Annotated in this window: 19 protein-coding genes; 6 read left to right on the top strand and 13 right to left on the bottom strand. The window is 63.6% G+C overall.

Going from position 1 to position 19,916, the window contains the following annotated elements; all coding sequences use genetic code 11:
- Positions 1–48: 48 nt before the first annotated feature.
- Positions 49–933, top strand: coding sequence for a myo-inosose-2 dehydratase (gene iolE, locus DT068_RS27390; protein WP_119393092.1), 885 nt, complete (start codon positions 49–51; stop codon positions 931–933).
- Complete coding sequence (iolB, locus tag DT068_RS27385; protein ID WP_119393091.1) at positions 933–1,727, top strand: 5-deoxy-glucuronate isomerase; 795 nt, start codon at positions 933–935, stop codon at positions 1,725–1,727. Before iolE ends, iolB begins: the two co-directional genes overlap by 1 nt.
- On the opposite strand, the gene DT068_RS27380 is transcribed toward iolB, so the two are convergent.
- The 11 genes from DT068_RS27380 to DT068_RS27330 form a co-directional block, all read right to left on the bottom strand.
- A complete protein-coding gene (locus DT068_RS27380; protein WP_162914502.1) occupies positions 1,714–2,487 on the bottom strand; it encodes a TIGR01459 family HAD-type hydrolase in 774 nt (257 codons plus the stop codon). The two genes, iolB and DT068_RS27380, sit on opposite strands and share 14 nt — an antisense overlap.
- Positions 2,474–3,754 carry an FGGY-family carbohydrate kinase gene (locus DT068_RS27375; RefSeq protein ID WP_119393089.1) on the bottom strand — a complete coding sequence of 427 codons (1,281 nt, stop codon included), beginning with the start codon at positions 3,752–3,754 and terminating at the stop codon, positions 2,474–2,476. Before DT068_RS27375 ends, DT068_RS27380 begins: the two co-directional genes overlap by 14 nt.
- The gene (locus DT068_RS27370; protein WP_119393088.1) at positions 3,751–4,725 is read right to left on the bottom strand and encodes a sugar-binding transcriptional regulator; all 975 of its coding nucleotides are present in this window, start codon (positions 4,723–4,725) and stop codon (positions 3,751–3,753) included. The genes DT068_RS27375 and DT068_RS27370 overlap by 4 nt, the downstream gene beginning before the upstream one ends.
- A gap of 108 nt (positions 4,726–4,833) precedes the next feature.
- The gene (locus DT068_RS27365) at positions 4,834–5,304 is read right to left on the bottom strand and encodes an RpiB/LacA/LacB family sugar-phosphate isomerase (protein ID WP_119393087.1); all 471 of its coding nucleotides are present in this window, start codon (positions 5,302–5,304) and stop codon (positions 4,834–4,836) included.
- A gap of 16 nt (positions 5,305–5,320) precedes the next feature.
- Positions 5,321–6,379 (bottom strand): glycerol-3-phosphate dehydrogenase, encoded by a 1,059-nt coding sequence (locus tag DT068_RS27360; RefSeq protein WP_119393086.1) that lies wholly within the window; start codon positions 6,377–6,379, stop codon positions 5,321–5,323.
- 150 nt (positions 6,380–6,529) lie between these two features.
- Positions 6,530–7,600, bottom strand: coding sequence for an ABC transporter ATP-binding protein (locus tag DT068_RS27355; protein ID WP_119393085.1), 1,071 nt, complete (start codon positions 7,598–7,600; stop codon positions 6,530–6,532).
- A 15-nt stretch (positions 7,601–7,615) separates the two neighbouring features.
- Positions 7,616–8,935 (bottom strand): iron-containing alcohol dehydrogenase, encoded by a 1,320-nt coding sequence (locus DT068_RS27350; RefSeq protein ID WP_119393084.1) that lies wholly within the window; start codon positions 8,933–8,935, stop codon positions 7,616–7,618.
- A gap of 2 nt (positions 8,936–8,937) precedes the next feature.
- Positions 8,938–10,461 (bottom strand): FGGY-family carbohydrate kinase, encoded by a 1,524-nt coding sequence (locus tag DT068_RS27345; protein WP_119393083.1) that lies wholly within the window; start codon positions 10,459–10,461, stop codon positions 8,938–8,940.
- A gap of 63 nt (positions 10,462–10,524) precedes the next feature.
- Positions 10,525–12,048, bottom strand: coding sequence for an ABC transporter substrate-binding protein (locus DT068_RS27340; protein ID WP_119393082.1), 1,524 nt, complete (start codon positions 12,046–12,048; stop codon positions 10,525–10,527).
- Positions 12,049–12,085: 37 nt separating this feature from the next.
- Positions 12,086–12,994 carry a carbohydrate ABC transporter permease gene (locus DT068_RS27335; RefSeq protein WP_119393081.1) on the bottom strand — a complete coding sequence of 303 codons (909 nt, stop codon included), beginning with the start codon at positions 12,992–12,994 and terminating at the stop codon, positions 12,086–12,088.
- Entirely contained in the window at positions 12,994–13,908 is a 915-nt protein-coding gene (locus tag DT068_RS27330) for a carbohydrate ABC transporter permease (RefSeq protein WP_119393080.1), read from the bottom strand. The genes DT068_RS27335 and DT068_RS27330 overlap by 1 nt, the downstream gene beginning before the upstream one ends.
- Positions 13,909–14,258: 350 nt before the next feature.
- On the opposite strand from DT068_RS27330, the gene DT068_RS27325 reads away from it, so the two are divergent.
- Positions 14,259–14,951 carry a DUF1326 domain-containing protein gene (locus DT068_RS27325; protein WP_119393079.1) on the top strand — a complete coding sequence of 231 codons (693 nt, stop codon included), beginning with the start codon at positions 14,259–14,261 and terminating at the stop codon, positions 14,949–14,951.
- A 2-nt stretch (positions 14,952–14,953) separates the two neighbouring features.
- Here DT068_RS27325 and DT068_RS27320 read toward each other — a convergent pair whose 3' ends face one another.
- Both DT068_RS27320 and DT068_RS27315 read right to left on the bottom strand, forming a co-directional pair.
- Positions 14,954–16,282 (bottom strand): NAD(P)H-dependent oxidoreductase, encoded by a 1,329-nt coding sequence (locus DT068_RS27320; protein WP_368905309.1) that lies wholly within the window; start codon positions 16,280–16,282, stop codon positions 14,954–14,956.
- Positions 16,279–17,052, bottom strand: a complete 774-nt coding sequence (locus DT068_RS27315) for a class II aldolase/adducin family protein (RefSeq protein ID WP_119393078.1) — start codon at positions 17,050–17,052, stop codon at positions 16,279–16,281. The genes DT068_RS27320 and DT068_RS27315 overlap by 4 nt, the downstream gene beginning before the upstream one ends.
- Positions 17,053–17,175: 123 nt before the next feature.
- On the opposite strand from DT068_RS27315, the gene DT068_RS27310 reads away from it, so the two are divergent.
- The 3 genes from DT068_RS27310 to DT068_RS27300 all read left to right on the top strand — a co-directional run bounded on the left by DT068_RS27310 (position 17,176) and on the right by DT068_RS27300 (position 19,743).
- Entirely contained in the window at positions 17,176–17,739 is a 564-nt protein-coding gene (locus DT068_RS27310) for a helix-turn-helix domain-containing protein (RefSeq protein ID WP_368905307.1), read from the top strand.
- Between the two features lie 2 nt (positions 17,740–17,741).
- Complete coding sequence (locus DT068_RS27305; protein WP_119393076.1) at positions 17,742–18,281, top strand: GNAT family N-acetyltransferase; 540 nt, start codon at positions 17,742–17,744, stop codon at positions 18,279–18,281.
- 61 nt (positions 18,282–18,342) lie between these two features.
- Positions 18,343–19,743, top strand: a complete 1,401-nt coding sequence (locus DT068_RS27300) for an FGGY-family carbohydrate kinase (RefSeq protein ID WP_119393075.1) — start codon at positions 18,343–18,345, stop codon at positions 19,741–19,743.
- The last annotated feature ends 173 nt before the right edge of the window (positions 19,744–19,916 follow it).

Raw genomic sequence — 19,916 nt, 5'->3', positions numbered from 1 at the left:
GATGACGTTCATTAACAGTATGACGAAGTAGTTCAGGAGGTATCACCCATGGCAATCCGCATCGGCGCTAATCCGATCGGCTGGTCGAATGACGACATGCAGGAGATCGGCGGCTGGATCCCGCTCGAGCAATGCCTGAGCGAGGCGAAGGCGGCGGGCTTCGTCGGCATGGAGCTCGGCAACAAGTTCCCGCGCGAAGCGGCGAAACTGCGCCCGATCCTCGAGAGATACGGCCATGCGCTGATCGGCGGCTGGCATTCGATCTTCCTGATCGAGCGCGATGCCGAGACCGAATTCGCCGAAGCCGCGCATCACCGCAAGCTCCTCAAGGACATGGGCACCCCTGTCTTCATCGTGGCCGAATGCACCCGCACCATTCATGGCGACAAGTCGAAGCCGCTCTCGACGAGACCCAGGATGACGGAAGAGGAATGGAAGCGCTTCACCGAGCGACTGACCAAGCTCGCCGAACTCTTGCGCCAGGAGGGCTTCCAGCTCGTCTATCATCATCACATGGGCACCGTCATCCAGACTCCGGAAGAGATCGACCGGCTGATGCAGGAGACGGGCGAAGCCGTGCATCTGCTGCTCGACACCGGCCACGCCACCTGGGGCGGCGCCGATCCGGCCGAGCTCGCGCGCAAATACAGGAAACGCATCAGCCATGTTCACTGCAAGGATGTGCGCCCCGCTGTGCGGAAGGAATCGGATGCCGGGGACTGGTCCTTCCTCGATTCAGTGATCGCCGGCGTCTACACCGTGCCGGGCGACGGCATGGTCGACTATGTCTCGGTGTTCAAGCAGCTTCCGGGCTATTCCGGCTGGGTGGTGGTCGAGGCCGAGCAGGATCCGAGGAAAGCCGAGCCCGCGAAATATGCCAAAATGGGCTATGACAATCTCGTCCGGTTCCTGAAACAAGGCGGGCTCACCTGATGGCGAAACTGCTGCTGAAAGCCAAGACGGGCGAAGGCCGCATCGTCCATGTGACGCCGGAGACGGCCGGCTGGACCTATGTCGGCTTCGATCTGTGGAAGCTGAAGCCGGGCCAGGCCGCGAAGGCTGAGATCAAGGACCGCGAGACCTGCCTCGTCTTCGTCTCCGGCAAGGGCCGGGTCACGGTCGATGGCCGGGACCTCGGCATCCTTGGCGAGCGCATGTCGCCTTTCGAGGGAAAACCCTGGTCGGTCTATGTGCCGGCCGGCAAGGCCTGGAGCGTCGCCGCCGAGACGCCGCTCGAAATCGGCGTGTGCACGGCGCCCGGCTCCGGCAAATTGCCGGCACGCGTCATCCGCCCCGACGATCTCGGCCAGGAGACGCGCGGCAAGGGCACCAATATACGCCATGTCACCAATATCCTGCCCGAGACCGAGCCGGCGGAAAGCCTGCTCGTCGTCGAGGTCATCACGCCGGGCGGCCATACCTCGTCCTATCCGCCGCACAAGCATGACGAGGACAATCTCCCGCATGAATCGCTGCTGGAGGAAACCTATTATCACCGCTTCAACCCGCCCCAGGGCTTTGGCTTCCAGCGCGTCTATACCGATGATCGCTCGCTCGACGAGGCGATGGCGATCGAGGACGGCGATGTGACCCTCGTCCCTAAGGGCTATCATCCCTGCGCCGCCACGCATGGCTATGATCTCTATTATCTCAATGTGATGGCGGGGCCGAAGCGCACCTGGAAATTCCACAATGCCAAGGAGCATGAGTGGCTCATCGCCAGGTGAAGCGCTCCAGCAGGTAATCGGGCTCGGGCTCGAATTGCGTGAGGCCTTCCGACACGCCGGTCCTGACCAGGAGCGTGGTCAGCCCGGCGCCGCGCCCGCCGCCGACATCATGCTCGGCGCTGTCGCCGATGCACAGGACCCGCTTCGGCCTGCCGATTACCTTCAGCGCAGAATCATAGATGTCGCGATAGGGCTTGCCGATCCAGCGCACCTTGCCGCCCTGCGCCTCATAAAGTGCTGCGATGGCGCCGGGCGCCGGCTGCAGGCCGGATGAGGTGATCATCAGCTTGTCGGGATTGCAGCAGATCGCCGGTACGGTGATGCCGTTCAGGAGCCGGCCATAGTCCGCAAGCGAGATCCTGGGCACATCCGTGCCGAGAATGAGAATGATATCGGCATCCTGCGGCCGCTCGACGAGCTCGAAATAATCGAAACCATATTCATCGCCCGTCCTGCCGATGATGAAAGCGCGCTTCGCCGCCGTGCCGCGCAAGAGATCATGGGCGACCTCGCCCGAACTCACCGCATCGACGAAATGATCGCGCGGAATTCCCATTTGCGTGAGGCGCGCCACATTGGCCGCCGCGCGCCGGCCGGAATTGGTCATCACCGCGACGGGAATGCCGAGCCGGTGCAGTTCGGCAAGCACACCGAGGCTGCCGGGATAGAGTCTGGCGCCATCATGCAGCACACCGAACTGGTCGATCAGCATGCCGTCATACTGATCGGCGATCCGGCTCAGGCCTTCAATGGAGATCATGGCCGATACCTTGCCAGGCGAGACGCGCCGTGCCGACGGCCGCATGCTCGGACAGCGCCGGCACGTTCCGGACCTTGAGCAGGCGCTCGCGGATGCGCGTCCATGGGTCATTGCCGGCGCCACCGCCGACCGAGCGCAAGGACTTGAGAGAGGACGCGCCGAGCTCGGCGAGGCGGCGATAGCCCAGCGCTTCGACCCCCGCTATGCCTTCGAGCAGGCCCTGGAAGAACAGGCGCTGGTCATCAGGCCGGGGCGTCACGCGCGACGCGAGCGACGGATCATTGATCGGGAAACGCTCGCCCGGCTTGGGCAACGGATAGTAATCGAGCCCGGTCGGATGATCGGGATCGATCAAGGGCGTGAGCCGCGCAATATCCTCGCGGCTGAAATGGGCGGCGAGCGCGGCGCCTCCCGTGTTCGACGCGCCGCCGGCCAGCCACTGATCGCCGATCCGGTGGCTGTAGATTCCATATTGCGGCGCGAAGACCGCGCGGTCGGACAGGAGCTTCAAGGTCAAGGTCGTGCCGAGCGAGGTGACGCCATCTCCGGGTGTGGAGGCGCCGCTGGCAAGAAAGGCGGCACAGCCATCGGTGGTGCCGGCCACGACGGCCACATCGCGCGGCAATCCATAGCGCTCGGCAATATTGGGAAGGATCGTGCCGGTGCGCTCACCCGCCGCGACGATCTCGGGCAAAAGCGTCATATCGAGGCCGGTCTCACCGATCCAGGACGGCCATCTCCGCTTCACCGGATCATAGCCGGTCTTGAGCGCGTTGTTCTCATCGCTGACATCGAAGCGCCCCGACAGCCGACCCGCGAGCCAGTCGGCCTGGTGCAGGATCCGCGCCGGCGCAATCGTGGCCTGCATCTCGAGCGCCCGCGCCAAGGGCGATGAGCCGCCGCGCGCCGCCGTCTCCTGCGGCGCCACCTTCATGACAGGATCGAGGAATCTCTGCTCGGCCACGTCATTATACATCGAGGCGAGGCCGACCGGCGCACCGTCACCATCGATCGGCAGGATGGTTCCCGACGTGCCGTCTATGGCGAGCGCCAGCACCTGGTGCCCGTTGAGTTTCGCCTTGAGCCCGAGCAGCACTTCATCGAGCGCCGCCGACCAAACATGCGCGTCCTGCCACAGCCGCCCGAAGCTTTGCTGCGGCAACGCCATCGCCGTCTGGCTCATGGCGAGGATATCGCCGTCGCGCCCGGCGAGCACAGCGCGGATGCCAGAGGTGCCGACATCGATACCGAGAGCCGCTTCGCTCATTTATCCCTCTCCTCCGCGATGGCGAGGACGCCCGAGGCGGTGGCCTCATCGGTGATCAATATGTCGACCATGCCGCCTTTCAGCGCGCCATGCAGCACCTCGACCTTGTCAGCGCCGCCTGACGCCACGATGACGCAGGGCACGGATTTGAGATCGAAGGGCGACAACGCCACCGCCCGCTTGTTGAGCGGGTGATCGACCAGCCGGCCCTCGACATCGAGCCAATGGGCGCACAGATCGCCGACCGCTCCCGCTTTCCTGAGCGATCCGGCGTCGGTCTCGGAGATGAGATCGACCTGATGGATGGTGCTGTCGGGTGCAAGGCCGCCGACCGAGACAAGGACCAGATCGACCTTGCGCAGGCGCTCGAACACATCCCTGATCATCGGCTGCTGGGCCAGGAGATCGCGCGTCGCCTGCGAATCGGCAAGCGCCGGTGCCGCGATGTAGAAGCATTGCGCATCGATGAGGTCGGCGAGATGCGAGGCTGTCTCATGCGGATTGACGGCGGCACCCCGGGTGAGCCCGCCCATCAGCGAGACGACCGAGACGCGCCGCAAGGGCCGCCGCGGCACCGAGCGCAGGCTGAGCCGCAAGGTGCGGCCCCAGCCGACGCCGACCGACATGCCGTCCTTGAGGCGTTCCGCCAGCGCGCCACCGGCCGCGGCGCCGATCACATGACGGATAAGCGACGCATCGGGCGGCGTCGGCACGATGATCGCCTGGTCGATCTTGAAATGCTCCGTGATCCGGTTCTCGAGCTCGATGCAATCGGCCAGCCGGCCGGTGATCCTGATCTGCACCATGCCCTGCTCGCGCGCCTGGGCCAGCAGCCGGTTGACGCGGATGCGGTTGATGCCGAGCTTCTTGCCGATCTGCGCCTGGGTCAGGCCGGCGACGAAATAAAGCCATGCGGCGCGGGTCGCGAGCTGCTCGTCGCGATCGAGCGCGTGATCAGGAAAAGTGGGCACCGGTTTTCCGTCCGATCACGCGCCAAATGAAAACGATCACGTTCATCACTTCAGATCGTTCCGATCTGAAGTGATCGTGATCTCTCAGCACCAGCATGGACTCATCGTTCATTTCACGGACTTGCGATACTTCTCGTCCAGCGCATCCATCTTGGCGACCTTGGGTGCCGAGCGGCCGCCCTGGAATTCGGCATTGAGCCAGATATCGGTCAGCATCTTCGCCACCGCCGGCCCGACAATGAGCTGGCCGAAGGTGATGACCTGGGCATTGTTCGATGCCATGGCGCGTTCCGCCGTATAGGGGTCCATCACCGGCACGGCGCGCACGCCCGGCACCTTGTTGGCGGTGATCGCCATGCCGGCGCCGGTGCCGCACACCAATATGCCGCGCGGATAATCGCCGCGTCCGACCGCTTCCGCCACCTTGATCCCGATATCGGGATAATCAACCGGACTGTTGTCGGCGACCCCCATGTCCTTGACCTCATAGCCTTTCGACTTGAGGTGCTCGACCAAGGTGTTCTTGAGCTCGAGGCCCAGGTGATCGGCGCCGATGGCGATGGATTTCTTCTCTGTCATGACACACTCCGATAATTCACGCGTAACGATGCAATTGGTCCCACGGCATGGCGAGCTTCTCATGGCCGGTCAGGGCCTGGAGCAGCGCCGCCGTCACCGGCAATTGCGCGGCATCGAGCCTGCCCGACGCCATGAGCTGTTTCAGGGTCGCAGCGAGCGCGATGCCGAGCTCGGCCCCCTCGATCGTATCATCTTTCATCGGCCCGGCCTTGACCTCGGCATAAGAGAGGCCGAGGCCCAACTGCCGGCCGAGCCTCGAATTGCGCCCCGCCTGGCAGGTCACATAGAGATCGCCGGCGCCGGGCATGCCCCATACGCTTCCATCCTTGCCGCCGAGGAAACGCGCCAGCACCATCATCTCGGCGATCGCCTGGTCGAAGATGATCGAGGCGGCATTGAAATTGAAGGCGTTGTTCTCGGTCTTCGCGGCCTTCTCATGCTGGCCCTGGGCCCAGCCGACCGAGATGGCGAAGAAATTCTTGAAGGCGGCGCACAGCTCGACCCCTTCCATGTCGCCGGAGACGCGCGGATGATAGTAGTCGGTGGCGAGCATGTCGCAGAGCCTGCCCGCAAGACCCTGCGTCCGCGAGGTGATGACGACACCGGTCTGCCGGCGCACCGCCAGCTCGCCCGCGATGCAGGGCCCGCCGACCGCGGCGAGATCCAGCGCCAGGCCCTTGCGGCGCTTCACTTCCGCCTGCACGAAGTCCGGCAGAGTGAGGATGGCGCCATCCTTCGGCATCAGCCCCTTGGTGATCATCATCACCGGGACTTGCCGGTTCAGCGTCTCGCACAGGCGATCGATGGCCCAGCCGATGCCGGCCGAGCTCACGCCCAGGATCAGGAGATCGGTGTCCTCGCCGAGCGCCCGGCCGAATTCGGCATGAGAAAAAGCTTTGACGCCGTCCGGCAGTTTGACATTGAGGCGCGGATGCCGGCCGCTCGCCTTGACACTGTCGATGATCGCCTGGTCGAGATGCGTGCCGACCAGCCGCACCTCATGACCCTTGTCGCGCGCCGGCAGGACCATGGCCGATCCCATGACCCCTGCCCCCAGAATGGTAATCACTGCCATGTCCTACACCGTCATCCCGGCGAAAGCCGGGCCCCCCTGAATAAGTGCAGTCCGGGAAGCGCCGCCCGCCTGGAAAGAATTTAATGGGTCCCGGCTTTCGCCGGGATGACGATGGCTGGGCAGGTCAGAGAATCTCATCCGCTTCCCTCATTACAAAATCGCCTTCCCGCTCTCTTCGTCGAACAGATGGACGCGGTCGAGCTTCGGTTCGAGGCCGAGCGTTTCGCCGCGTTTCAATTCCAGGCGCTCATCGGTGATGGCGCAGACTTCCTCGCCGGCGAGCTCGGTATAGATATGGATCTCGGGTCCAGTCGGCTCGACGACGCTGATCCTGGACGGGATGCCGCCTTTGCCCGCCACGGGATCGAGATGCTCGGGACGGATGCCATAGACGACCTTCTGCCCCTTCTCCGCCCCGGCGCCCTTGGGTAGAGGCAGCAGCACATCGCCCGATTTCACCGCAAGCCCGGCCTTGTCCTTGACGATCTCGCCTTTCAGCAGATTCATCGCCGGCGAGCCGATGAAAGTGGCGACGAAGAGATTGACCGGATGGTCGTAGACTTCGAGCGGCGAGCCGATCTGCTCGATGCGCCCATCGCGCAGGATGACGATCTTGTCGGCCATCGTCATCGCCTCGATCTGGTCATGCGTCACATAGACGGTCGTTGTCTTGAGCCTTTCATGCAGTTCCTTGATCTCGGTGCGCATCTGCACGCGCAATTTGGCGTCGAGATTGGACAGAGGCTCGTCGAACAGGAAGACCGCCGGATCGCGCACGATGGCGCGGCCCATGGCGACGCGCTGGCGCTGGCCGCCGGACAATTCGCGAGGGTAACGCTTGAGATAGGGCTCGAGATTGAGGATCTTCGCGGCCCAGGAGACCTTCTCGTCGATCTCCGACTGCGGTCGTTTGGCGAGCTGCAGCGAGAAGCTCATATTGGCGGCGACATTCATATGCGCATAGAGCGCATAGTTCTGGAACACCATCGCGATATTGCGGTCCTTCGGGTGCACGTCATTGACGCGTTTTCCCGCGATCTCGATATCGCCCTTGGTGACCGTCTCGAGCCCTGCGATCATGCGCAGGAGCGTTGACTTGCCGCAACCGGACGGTCCCAGCAGCACCACGAAGGAGCCATCCTCGATATCGAGGTCGATGCCGTGGACGACCGCCACCTCGCCATAGTTCTTGAAGACTTTCTTGGCTGAAACCGATGCCATCAGCTGTTCCCGTCCCTATTGCGCATCACGTGAAAGGAAATCATCGAGCAGACCGGCGTCATCCGCAAGGTCGAGGAAGGACCAGCGGTTGCGCACGTCGCGCGCGTATTTCATGGCGTCCCGCCAGATCTTGCGCGGCAGGTTCATGTCGCTCGCCGTCAGGGGCCCGCCGGCGGCTTTCAATGCCTTCTCCATCTCCCGGGGATCCATCATGAAGGGCTTGAGCTCCTCGCGCAATTGCGGCCACATCTCGCCGAGCCTGGCATTGAACTCATCCGCCCCCTTGCGATCGAAGGCCTTCTTCTTCGCTTCGGCACAGCACATCATGCCGATCTCGCGGCCATAGCGGTCGATGAACTCCGCCTCGTCAATATGGGTGGGCTTGATCCTGGGCGCCTTTTCGAGGGCGAGAATCTCGGCCTGCAGCCGGGCGATCGCCAGCGAGGCGACGCCCACTTGCTGGCCATGGGTGGTGCCCGGATGGGCGGGACCTGCGAACATGTCGATCCAGTGCGAGACCTGGTGCTCGCCCATCGAGCCATGATGCGAGACGCCGGTGAAGCAGACGCCGAGCCCGCACAGCGTCAGCACGCGGTGCAGCACGCCATTGGCAGCGATATCATGCCTGGCGAGACCGGACGCCGCCTCGAGCATGGGCGCTTCGTCTTCCTTCTGCAGCATATAGGGAACGGATGAATAGAATGTGCCGAACAGGCGGTGCGACGCCCACCAGTCGATCTGTGCGGTCGAGCGGCAGAGGCAGTCGCCGAGACCCGCCGCCGACAGCCAGGTCGGCGCATCGGCCGAGACCTTGAGGTCGAGGAAGATGCCCTTGGGCGCATGCGCGGGCAGCGATGTCTTGTAGCCGCTGGCCAGCGTCACCGAGGCGGTGGAGGCCGCATAGCCGTTCATCGAGGCCGCCGTGCCGAAAGTGGCATAGGGCCGGCCGTCCTTGAAGGTCGCATATTTGCAGGTATCGCTGAGCGCGCCCGAGCCCACCGCGACAAGCGCATCAGCATGGCGCGTCTTCTCCTGCAGCGCCGCGATGGTGGGCTCGTCGCATTCCATGTTGCCCGGCATGACGATCTCATCGATCGTGCCGAGCGCCTTCATCTCGCGGGCGACGCGCCGGCCCATGGCCTCGACGGTGTTGCTGTCGGAAACCACCGCCAGCCTCTTGCCGAGCTTGAGCGGAGCTGCGACGTCGGCCGCCCCGCCTTCCAGCGTCTCGGCGAGAAGGATGGTCTTGAATGGCACTTTCGCGGGCTTGCCCGTCTCGGGATCGGCCCAATGGCCGGCCACCACGTCGCTGATCAGTTCATTCCAGTCGCGCATGGTTACGCTCCTCCTTGGGCAAAAGCGGCCATGCGCTCGTTCCATTTCGATAGTGACGGCCAGAGATCGGCATAGATGGCAGCAAGCTCTTGGTAGCGCGCATGCGCCCTAGCTTCGGGAGTGAAGGTCCTGGTGAGCGCGCCCGCCATGGCGCCGGCGGCTTCGGTGACCGACTTGTACCAGCCGGCGCCGGTCGCCGCGGCGACTGCCGCGCCCAGCGATGAGGCTTCGACCGTGGTCGAGCGCCGCACCTCGCGCCCCGACGCATCGGCGATGATCTGGCACCAGAGATCGGATGCGGCGCCGCCGCCAATGGCGACATAATGATCGATCGGCCGGGTCGCCCGGGCGATGCGCCCGGTGACCATCGCCTGTTCGAGCGCGATCCCTTCGAGGATAGCGCGGTAGACATCTCCGCGCCGGTGCGATGCGCTGAGGCCGGCAAGGACACCCCTGGCATTGGCGTCCCAATAGGGCGTCATGCAGCCCGACCAATAGGGAACGAGGGCGAGGCCATGGGCCCCGATCGGCGACTGCGCCGCTTCCGCCTCCAGGGTCTTGAAGATCTGCGGGTTTTTGGCGGGATCGACAGTGAACAGCTGCTCGACCAGCCAGTTGATCAGGAACGTGCCGGTGCGCAGGCAGCTTTCGTAGATATAGCCGGTCTCGGCCATCGCATTCATGGTGCGGAAGGCTGGATCATGCGCATAGGTCTTGCCGAAGCTGCCCGAGACGACGGCGGTGCCGAGATTGAGATAGGCGCGGCCTTCGGCGAAGACATTGGCGCCGCTGCCGGCGCATTGCCCGTCGCCGCCGCCGGCGACCACCGATACATCCTGCGGCAGGCCGGTGGCTTCTGCCGCCGCCTTGGTCAGCATCGCGATGCGCTGGCCGGGCCGCGCCAGCCTGGGCAATTGCGCGCGCGTGAGCCCGACCGCTTCGATGAGCGTGTCCGACCAGTCCTGCGCCTGCATGTCGAGGAGGCCCATCGGATCGGCGGATGCGGTCGAGGTCACCCACTGGCCGGTCAGATGATGCACCAGCACGCCATGCACCTCGGCGGTCTTGCTGGTCTTCGCCCACATCTCCTTCATATGCGCGTCGAACCAGGCGCAGCGATAGAGGCAGGGCGTCATGTCGACGGGCTTGCCGGAGATGCGATGAATTTCGTGACGGCCGAGCCTGGCCGAAAGCCGCTCGATCTCGGAGCGGCCGCGCTCATCGAGCCACAGCGTGGCGGGCCTGAGCGCCTTGCCGTCCTTGTCGAACTGAGCGAAGCTTTCGCGCTGGTTGGAAATGGCGATGGCGGCGATGCGCTCGGGCTTGACCTTGGTGATGAGCTCGCGGATCGCGGTCCTGGCCGATGCCCGCCAGTCATCAGCTTGCTGCTCGAACCAGCCGGCTTGCGGATTGGCGAGCGCGATCGGCGCGCGGCCTTCGCCCACGGCATGGCCATGGCGGTCCCAGGCGATGGCCTTGGTCGCCGTCGTTGAGGAATCAAGGCCAATGACGAGATCGCGGGTCATGAATTCAATCAGAAAAAAAGCGGCGGAGACGGGATGCGACCGTCTCCGCCAGTTCAGGGAGTCCTAGAGAAGTCCCGCGTCTTCGACGGCCTTGTTGATAAGGCTGGCGACATTGTCCATGCATTTCTTGGCATCGCCGCCATAATCCTGGTTGGTGAGGAGCTTGCCGAGCTCGACCGGGATCTCGTTATTGGAGAAGCCGGCCCACAGCGGCATGTCGGGCTCCGACGCCATGACATTGTCGATGGTCCACTTCACCGTCTCGAGATGGCGCGTCGTGCCGGGGCCGACGACGGCCTTGGCCTTGACGCGCGGATCTTCGAAGGACGAGAGCCGCATCGGCGCGAAGCCGCCGAGCAGCGTGCAGCGGGTCATGATCTCTTTCGAGCAGGCCCACTGCATGAAGATCCAGGCAGCATCGACATTCTTGGAATATTTCGACAGGCCGAGGATCGACCCGCCCTGGTGGCCGACATTCGGGATCTCGCCGAAGCCCGCATCGGCGACGGCGCGCACGCCCGTCATCGAGGAGATCGGGCGCAGCGGCTCCCACAGGCCCTTCACCTTCGAATCATCGGCATCGAGTCCGGGGAAGAACTCGTCCCAGCTGTTGACGAGCGCGACCTGGCCCGCATGCATCATCTGAAACTGGCCGTCCCAGGTCGATGCCGTCGACTGCGGCGGGGCGTTCTTCAGCATCTCCTGGTACCATTGGAGACCCTTGATGGCCTGCTCGTCATTGCCGGCGAACTTCTTGTCCTTGCCGAAGATCGAGCCGCCATGGCCCCACACCGCCGCCGTCCAGTCGCATTCGAGCGAATAGTGGCCCGACTTGGCCTGGAGGCCGGTGCCGAAGATGCCGTTGGCCTTCTCGGCTTCGGTGATCGCCTTCACGCCTGCCGTGAATTCGTCGAAATTGGTCGGCGGCTTGATGCCATGCTTCTCGAGGATGTCCTTGCGGTACATGGTGATGAAGATCGGGATGTCGAAGGGAATGCCGACCCACTTGCCGTCATAGAGGGCGAGGCCCTCGACCAGCGGCTTGGAGAAGTCGTCGAAGTCGAAGCCCGGCATAGCGAGATCGGGCTTGTCCTTGGTGTACTGCACCGGATCGACCGTATCCTGCGAGAAGGTCGCGACCCAGGACTGGTCGAGATAATAGACGTCATAGGTGCCGAGCTGGCCCTGGACGTCCTGCGTCGCCTTGGCGAGCACCTGCTCGAGCGGCACGATCTCGATCTCGACTTCGATGCCGGTCGCCTCGGTGAACTCACCCTTGATCTGGTTGAGGACGACGGTGGGCGGCGTGGCTTCCGAGGTGTAGCGCACCTTCGAGCCCTTGAACTGGCCGCCGACATCCTTGAGCCACTTGGTCATCTCTTCCGGCGTCTGCGCATAGGCGGCGTTGCCTCCGAGATTGCCGCGGAACGGCCGCGTCGAGCCGAGGAGACCCGAGGCGAAGGCCGAGAAGCCGATGCCGGCCATGCCGGTCTTGCGCAGGAAGTCGCGCTTGGAGATGCGCCGCGCGGCGAAGTCGCGCGCCGTGTCGATGATGAAGGTCTTCTTATCGTGTTCTTTGAAGCTCATAAAGTCCTCCCATTTGGTTGAGTGATGCTCGTCCGGGTCATTCCTTGAGTGAGCCAAGGGTAAGGCCGCGGACCAGATGCCGTTGAACCAGTAGAATGAAGATGAAGCCGGGCAGGATCGCCGCCGTGCCGAGCGCCGAGATGAAGCCCCATTCGGAGCCGGTCGAGGTGACGAAGGTGGTGATCTTGACCGGCACGGTGCGGATGATCGTGGTGAGGAAGAGCGCCAGCAGGAACTCCGTCCACGAGAAGATGAAGCACAGCACGGCCGCCGCCGCGACGCCGCCCCTGACCATCGGCAGCACCACCTTGCGGAAAGTCTGCCAGCGCGTAGCGCCGTCGATCATCGCCGCCTCGTCGACATCCTTGGGCACATCGTCGAAGAAGGATTTGAGCAGCAGCACGGCGATCGGCAGGTTCATCAGCGCATGGATGACGATGAGACCGACATAGCCGAGGAAGAGATTGTCGGTGTCGCGCATGCCGGCCACTTTGTACATGCCGACCAGCGGGACGATGATGGCGATCGGCGGCAGGAAGCGCTGGCCCAGCACCCAGTTGAGGAAGCCGCTGCGGCCGCGGAAGCGCATGCGTGACAGGGCATAGGCGGCGAGCACCGCGATGATGATGGTGAGGCCGGTCGAGCCCACCGCGATGACGATCGAATCGACGATGGTCTGGCGCGAATCATAGGAGCTGGTGCCGCCGACGCCGAAGGTCGAGCCGCTCTCGATGGCGATCTCGGCGCGCGACCAGCCCAGGAGCACGACGGCATAGTTGATGAGCGTCGGCACGAAGTCGAAGACGACAACCTCGTCCTTGTTGAAGATCGCATACATGGGCTTGATCGAGGTCAAGGCCCACCAGAACAGCGGGAACATGAAGACGGCGACGGTCAGGACCGCGGCGATGTCGCGCAAGCTGCGCCTGGCAAAAGACTGTTCCATCAAAGCTTCACCCGGAAAATCTTCATGAACAGCGTCGAGGCGACGATCACCAGGATGAGGGTGATGAGCGACAGCGTCGAAGCATAGGGGAAATCGCCGTTGAAATAGATGCGGCCCGAATAGGAGGTGAGCGTCTCGGTGGCGGTGCCGGGCCCCGAATCGGTCATCACCTTCACATAGTCGAAGACGCGAAAGAGATCGATGCCGCGGATGAGGACGGCGATGCCGATCACCTTCGACATCATCGGCAGCGTCAGCTTGAAGAAGGCCTGGATCGAGGAGGCTCCGTCGATGGCCGCCGCCTCGAACGGTTCCTTGGGCAGCGACCGCAAGCCCGCCAGCATGATCAGCACCATGAAGGGCGTCCATTGCCAGATATCGGCAAGCAGCACGCCGGCGAGCGCGGTCGAGCTGTTGGCGAGAATGGGATATTGCGGCGACAGGAGGCCGATCGCATAGAGCGAGCGCGACAGCACGCCGAAGGAGCCGTCGAGCATGAGCAGGAACATCATGCCGGTGACGGCGGGCGGCACCACCAGCGGCAAAGTCATCAGGGCGCGCAGCACGCCATAGCCCTTGCGGTCGGAATCGAGCAGCAGCGCGATCAGGAGCCCGAGCACCAGCTGGATGACGAGGGCGATGCCGGTATAGAGGAAGGTGGTGGCGATCGCGTCCCAGACGCGCTGGTCGCCGAAGGCCTTCATCCAATTGTAGTCGGGATCGAAGACATTGAGCCGCGTCACCGGGTTGCGCTTATGCAGCGACAGCCACAGCGCATAGAGCAGCGGATAGATGCCGAAGACGATCATCAGCGCCGAGGCCGGCAGCAGCCAGGGCAAGGGATGCTCGGAGGAAAGCCAGCGCCATTTGGGCAGGAAGCCGGCGGACGGACGCTCGAGCACCGCCTCGCTCATACGCGAACTCCGGCAGGTATCGTCGCGCCGCTCGGGCGTCCGGTCATTGCTGTAGCGCCTCCCATGCTCATCTGGCGGTTTTGAACTTTTGTAATTTCGCCAGAACAAATGTTATGGGCAGTAAACGCGGCAGCGCCCATGATGTCAATCGCCGATTTTGAAGGAAAGAATGACCAGCTAATTCAGTGGGTTAGACCACCAAGAGACGCCGTTGTCGGCCAAAGCTGATTTTCACTGCCCCCATGAAGGGATATAATGCAGACCTCCATAAGGTGCCGTGCTGGTGTCCAAGGGGGCCGTGCGAGAAGGACGTTCACCAGTCGGCGTCCCGGCAAGGGAGGCACGGTGAAATGAGCGATCAATGGCTCTTCAAAAGTGAAACCTATGACAACTGCAACTGCGCTGTGAATTGCGGCTGCCAGTTCAACTTGCCCTCGACCCACGGTCATTGTCAGTCGGCTTTCGTCGGCAACATCGTCGCGGGTCATTTCAATGGCACGCCGCTCACGGGCTTGAATTGGGCGGCGCTCTACAAATGGCCCGGCGAAATCAAGGATGGAAACGGCAGGCGCCAGATCGTCATCGACGAGCGTGCCGATGAGGCGCAGCGGATCGCGCTTCAGACAATCATCTCGGGCGAAGCCTGTGCTCCGTTGAGCAATATCTTTGCCGTCTTCGCATCCACCTGCTCGGCATTGTCCGACACGCTGTATTTGCCGATCGATCTCGAGGCCGACCTCGAAGAAAGGACAGCAAAGGTCGACATACCGGGCGTCATGAAAAGCAGGGGCCGGCCGATCATCAACGAATTCACCGGTGAACCGTTCCACATTGCCCTGGCACGCCGGCGCGGCAGTTTCGAATTCACCTACGCCGAAATCGGACGGGGCACGACCTCGGTGACCGGCGCAGTGGCGATGGCGCAGGAAGATTCATGGGCGCATTATTGCGTTCACCACTTCAATCAGGACGGCCTCGTCCGGGAAGGATCGCGACTCACGGCGTGGCTGGCGGGCATGAATCCGCGATCCCGTGAGAGATAGTCCTACTCCGCCGCCTCCAGGAACCGCGCGTCCGCCTGGTCAAGCCGGCGGCGGATCTGCGTGATGGTGAGCCCGTCATCGGGCACGCAATTGTCGTAGGTGAGCGTGGCACCGGCCTTCACCGGCTTCACCACCTTGGCCTTCTCGGCAAGTCCCACGGGCAGCGCATTGGCGCGCCGCGCCTCGCCCCAGGTCATCGCCCAGGCGCGATATTGCGCCTCGCCGATCTTGCCCAATGTCTCGCCGACAGCGAGATCGCGTTTGGCGACCGCAACGGCCTCCGCCACCGGATGATCGAGCGGCACCATGTCGGCCCGCTTGTGCAGCACCGCATGCGCCGCCGACAGCGGCACTTCGAGGCTGGTCAGATGATAGGGGCGGAACAGCGCGAAATACGGTCCCTTGCCCACTTTGAGGTCGATCATGCGCTCGAGCACGCGCGGATGATCGGTCGCGACGATGCAGAACACGCCCGGCGCTACGCCCTTGCCGATCGAATAATCGACGCAGCCGGATTTGCCGAGCACACCGCCCCGGGTTTCAGGGATCAGAACATCGGCCAGCTCGTCGCGCGACGCGGCCGGCCCGTGCATGCCAGGCACATCGGGAACGAGGCCGGTGGCATTGGCGATCGCCACCATCTCCACCATCGTCTTCGAGCCGTCGACGAATTCGACCAGCATGCGCGCATTCATGTTGCGCCGCCTGGCTTCCGCCTCGTAATCGGCCGGCACCGCATTGAAGTCGAGCGGGTTGTTCTTGCCCTTGCCGGCGCAGACGATGTCGAGGCCAAGCGATTGCGCGAAGCCGATGAGCTCGAGCGCTGCCGCCGGCTCATCGCCTGCCGCCCCGGTATAGACGATGCCGGCGCGCCGCGCCTCCTCATGCAGATAGCGCCCGATGGTGATATCGGCCTCGACATTGAGCATGACGATCGGCTTGCCGGCGCCGATCGCGGCGAGCGCGAAGCGAGCGCCCGTTTCGGGACTGCCGGTCGCATCGATCACCACATCGATCCGTCCGGCCTTCACCAAGGAGTCGATATCCTGGATGATGGCGATGCGGCCGGCCTCGATCAGCCGGTCGATATCATTGGCATTTTTCGCCTCGGCAAAATGGTCGGCGCCATGTCCGGCGAGGCTCAGCGCAGCCTTTGCCCGCTCGATACTGATTTCGGACAGCGCACCCAGCCTGAGGCCCGGCATCCGGGCGAGCTGCACCACGAGATCGGTCCCCATCTGCCCGGCGCCCGCAAGGCCGACCGTGACGGGTCCCTTCGTTTCCGCATGCCGGCGCAAGTCCTGCGCCAGCGCCGATATATTGGCGATCACTTGTCCCTGGCCTTCTTCGCCTTGTCCTTCGCTTTGTCTTTGGACTTGCTCTTCTTGCCCGACTTCGGCTCATCGCGCCGCGTCGGTGCGATCACCGCCAGCGCCTCGCCGGTTTTGAGATCGGCGGCCTGCTTGCCATAGGTCTTGAAGCGCGCCAGCACGGTCTTCATCTGGCCTTCCGAGAGAATGACCGGCTTGCCGGCGAGCGTCGCCGCCCAATATTGATGGCACAGCGTCTCGATCTCGCCCGCCAGCCACAGCGCCTTGTCGAGATTGGGACCGAAGGCGATCTGGCCATGATTGGCCAGAAGGCAGGCGGTGCGCTCCTTGAGCGCCGTGAGCATGGTGTCGGACAGAGCCTGGGTGCCGAATTCGGCATAGTCGCTGACCCGCAAGGTCGAGCCGCCGGTGACGCCGATCATGTAATGGAAGGGCGGGATGTCCTTGCGCAAGGTCGACAGCGCCGTCGCATAGATCGAATGGGTGTGGACGATGGCGCCGGCCTCGGGGCGCGCCTTGAAGATGTCCATATGCATGCGCCATTCGGTCGAGGGCAGGTACTTGCCGTAATAGCCGCCATCGAGGTCCATCTCGACGATATGCTCGACATCCATGACGTCGTAGGGAATGCCGGAGGCGGTGATGATGAAGCCTTCATCGGTGCGGGCGCTGACATTGCCCGACGTGCCCTGATTGATGCCCATCTCGTTCATCTGGCGGCAGACCCGGATGATTTTTTTCTTGAGATCGGCAAATTTCGTCTTCGCCATTCATCGCTCCATTGGAAAATTCGCGCGGGACCCTACATCCCCGGTCCCCAAAGGTCCAGAAATGGAAGGTCGCGCCCCTTGACTTCCTCCCATTATTGAGAATATTTCTCATATATGGAAAACATGATCCTGGACGAAACCTCCATCGATGCCCGCATTTCCGGGCGCCTGAAGGATTTGCGTCTCGAGCGCGGCTGGTCGCTGGATGATCTCGCGACGCTGAGCGGTGTGAGCCGCGCCACCCTGTCGCGGCTGGAGAATTCCGCCATCAGCCCGACCACCAGCATGCTGAGCAAGCTCTGCGCCGCCTATGGGCTCACCATGTCGCGCCTGATGCATATGGCGGAAGGCGGCTTCGTGCCGCTGGTCCGCCGCGGCGCGCAGGCGATCTGGACGGATGCGGCTATTGGCTTCCGGCGCCGCGCGGTGTCGCCGCCGGCGCAGACGCTTGCCGGCGAGGTGATCGAAGGCGAGCTCGGTCCCGGCACCCGCATTGCCTATGACGAGGCGCCGAAGCCTGGCCTCGAGCATCATCTGCTCCTGCTCGAAGGCCAGCTCGAAATCACCGTCGGCGGCCAGACCCATGATCTGAAAGCCGGCGACTGCCTGCGTTACCAGCTCTTCGGCCCTAGCGCCTTCGCGACACCGAAGAAATCATCCGCCCGCTATCTCATTTTCATGGTGTAGACATGCCGATCACTTTGTCGCTCTTTTCGGACGAGGACATCGGCGCTCACCTCGACGGTCTGGCCGAGCTGTTGCATGCCTGCGTCCATGCCGGGGCCAGCATCGGCTTCATCATGCCGCATAGCCGCGCCGAGAGCGAGGCCTTCTGGCTCAGCAAGGTGTTGCCTGCGGTGAAGGACGAAAGCCGCCTGCTGCTGGTGGCGAGGTGCGGCGAAGCGATCGTAGGCTCGGTCCAGCTCGACTACGACACGCCGGCCAACCAGCCGCACCGCGCCGAGATCCGCAAATTGCTGGTGCATCCCGATCACCGCCGCCAGGGCATCGCTCGCCTTCTGATGGCCAGGATCGAGAGCCATGCGGTGCGTTTGCACCGAAGCCTGCTCACCCTCGATACCCGCACCGGTGACAGCGCCGAGCCGCTTTATGCATCGCTGGGCTACGCGACCACCGGCATCATACCGGGCTATTGCCGCGACACGCTCAGCGACCGCCTCGACGCTACGACAATCATGTACAAGAATTTGCCGCAACACACGGATTGACGCTCGGCCGTTTTCTGGTTCACTTTCTTCCTCAAAGCGTGTGGGGAGGAACACCGGCATCATGAGTGAAGAAACACTCCGCGGCATTGCCGTGGTCGATGTGGGCGCGACCAACAGCAAGATCGTTCTCTTCGATGCAGCCGGCAAGATTCTGGCAGAACGCAAGATGGCGAGCCGTCATGTGAAGGGCCCGCTCTATCCGCATCTCGATCCCGCCCCGCTCGTCTCCTTCTGCGCGAAGCACCTGCCCGAGCTCGACGGCATCATGCCCATTGACGCGGTGGTGCCCTCGGCCCATGGCGCCGCCATTGCCTGCCTCGCCGCCAATGGTTCGCTCGCTTTGCCGGTCATGGATTACATGGCGGAACCGCCGCCCGAGATCGTCGAGGCCTATCGCAAGATGGAGCCGCCCTTTTCAGAAGTCTTCGGGCCGCTTCTGCCGATGGCGCTGACCCATGGCCTGCAGCTGTTCTGGCAGGAGACTGAGTTTCCCGAAAAATTCGGGAAGGTCACGACCATCCTGCCCTGGATCCAGTATGTCGCCTTCCTTCTGAGCGGCAGGCGCGTCATCGAGATCGCCAGCATGTCCTGCCAGTCGCAGCTCATGGATGTGCGCGACAACAGCTTCTCGTCTCTGGCGCGCCTGCGCGGCTGGGACAAGCTCTTCGCGCCCTGGGCCAAGGCCTGGGAAGTGATCAGCCCGCTGAAGCCCCAGTTCCGCAAGGACCGCTTCCGCGGCCGCGGTCATGTGCTGGCCGGCATCCATGATTCGAGCGGTAATTATCTGCGCTATCTCGCCGGCGGGCGGCGGCATTTCACTTTGCTCTCGACCGGCACCTGGATCATCGGCTTCGACACCGATACCGGCATCACCGAGCTCGATCCCGAGCGCGACACGGTGACCAATACCGACATCTTCGGCAAGCCGGTGGCCTGCTGCCGTTTCATGGGCGGGCGCGAATTCGAGGTCCTGTCGCGCGGCGCCCCGGCGGAAGCGGCGAGCTTCAAGGCGCTGGGCGATCTCATCGCCGGGGAGACTTTCGCGCTCCCCTCCTTCACCGATTCAGGCGGGCCGATGCCCGGCACCGGCAACAAAGGGCGCGTGACCGGTCCGGCACCTTCCAACGAGGAAGAGCGCGCCAGCCTCGCGGCCCTTTATTGTGCGCTGATGGTCGACCGCTCGCTCGCCGCGGTGAAATCGAAGAACGACATCATCGTCGATGGTCCCTTTGCCAAGAATCCTGTGTTCCTCGGCGTCCTTGCCGCCTTGCGGCCGCGCCAGAAGGTGCTCGCATCCGAATTGCGCGACGGCACGACGGCAGGCGCCATGGTGCTGGCATTGATGACGGCAACGGGCAATATCCCCGAGCTGGCGCTGACTCTCGACCCGGTTAACCCGGTCGCCCAGGCGACGATTGCCGACTATGCCGAAAAATGGCGGCAGCTGTCGGCGGATATTTGATCCTGTTGCGCGGCCAACTAAGCTCCGTCACCCCGGCGAAAGCCGGGGCCTGCTGAGTCGCCCGTGAAGAAGCTGATTTCAAGCTGGGATAAGCCGGGGCCGGGGATTGTGGAGCGTGTCAGTCTCCCCATCAGCTTGGGCAAAGCCGATCAGCCGGGCGAGGCATAGGCACC

The organism is Taklimakanibacter lacteus, assembly GCA_003576695.1.
GTDB classification, from domain to species: Bacteria; Pseudomonadota; Alphaproteobacteria; order Rhizobiales; family Aestuariivirgaceae; genus Taklimakanibacter; species Taklimakanibacter lacteus.
The sequence above is the reverse complement of the archived record's forward strand: the minus strand, read 5'-3'. Positions and strand labels throughout refer to the sequence as shown.

Coding starts and splice junctions, on each gene's coding strand:
- iolE (WP_119393092.1), top strand. CDS start 49: ATGGCAATCCGCATCGGCGCTAATCCGATCGGCTGGTCGAATGACGAC.
- iolB (WP_119393091.1), top strand. CDS start 933: ATGGCGAAACTGCTGCTGAAAGCCAAGACGGGCGAAGGCCGCATCGTC.
- DT068_RS27380 (WP_162914502.1), bottom strand. CDS start 2,487: ATGATCTCCATTGAAGGCCTGAGCCGGATCGCCGATCAGTATGACGGC.
- DT068_RS27375 (WP_119393089.1), bottom strand. CDS start 3,754: ATGAGCGAAGCGGCTCTCGGTATCGATGTCGGCACCTCTGGCATCCGC.
- DT068_RS27365 (WP_119393087.1), bottom strand. CDS start 5,304: ATGACAGAGAAGAAATCCATCGCCATCGGCGCCGATCACCTGGGCCTC.
- DT068_RS27360 (WP_119393086.1), bottom strand. CDS start 6,379: ATGGCAGTGATTACCATTCTGGGGGCAGGGGTCATGGGATCGGCCATG.
- DT068_RS27355 (WP_119393085.1), bottom strand. CDS start 7,600: ATGGCATCGGTTTCAGCCAAGAAAGTCTTCAAGAACTATGGCGAGGTG.
- DT068_RS27350 (WP_119393084.1), bottom strand. CDS start 8,935: ATGCGCGACTGGAATGAACTGATCAGCGACGTGGTGGCCGGCCATTGG.
- DT068_RS27345 (WP_119393083.1), bottom strand. CDS start 10,461: ATGACCCGCGATCTCGTCATTGGCCTTGATTCCTCAACGACGGCGACC.
- DT068_RS27340 (WP_119393082.1), bottom strand. CDS start 12,048: ATGAGCTTCAAAGAACACGATAAGAAGACCTTCATCATCGACACGGCG.
- DT068_RS27335 (WP_119393081.1), bottom strand. CDS start 12,994: ATGGAACAGTCTTTTGCCAGGCGCAGCTTGCGCGACATCGCCGCGGTC.
- DT068_RS27330 (WP_119393080.1), bottom strand. CDS start 13,908: ATGAGCGAGGCGGTGCTCGAGCGTCCGTCCGCCGGCTTCCTGCCCAAA.
- DT068_RS27325 (WP_119393079.1), top strand. CDS start 14,259: ATGAGCGATCAATGGCTCTTCAAAAGTGAAACCTATGACAACTGCAAC.
- DT068_RS27315 (WP_119393078.1), bottom strand. CDS start 17,052: ATGGCGAAGACGAAATTTGCCGATCTCAAGAAAAAAATCATCCGGGTC.
- DT068_RS27310 (WP_368905307.1), top strand. CDS start 17,176: ATGATCCTGGACGAAACCTCCATCGATGCCCGCATTTCCGGGCGCCTG.
- DT068_RS27305 (WP_119393076.1), top strand. CDS start 17,742: ATGCCGATCACTTTGTCGCTCTTTTCGGACGAGGACATCGGCGCTCAC.
- DT068_RS27300 (WP_119393075.1), top strand. CDS start 18,343: ATGAGTGAAGAAACACTCCGCGGCATTGCCGTGGTCGATGTGGGCGCG.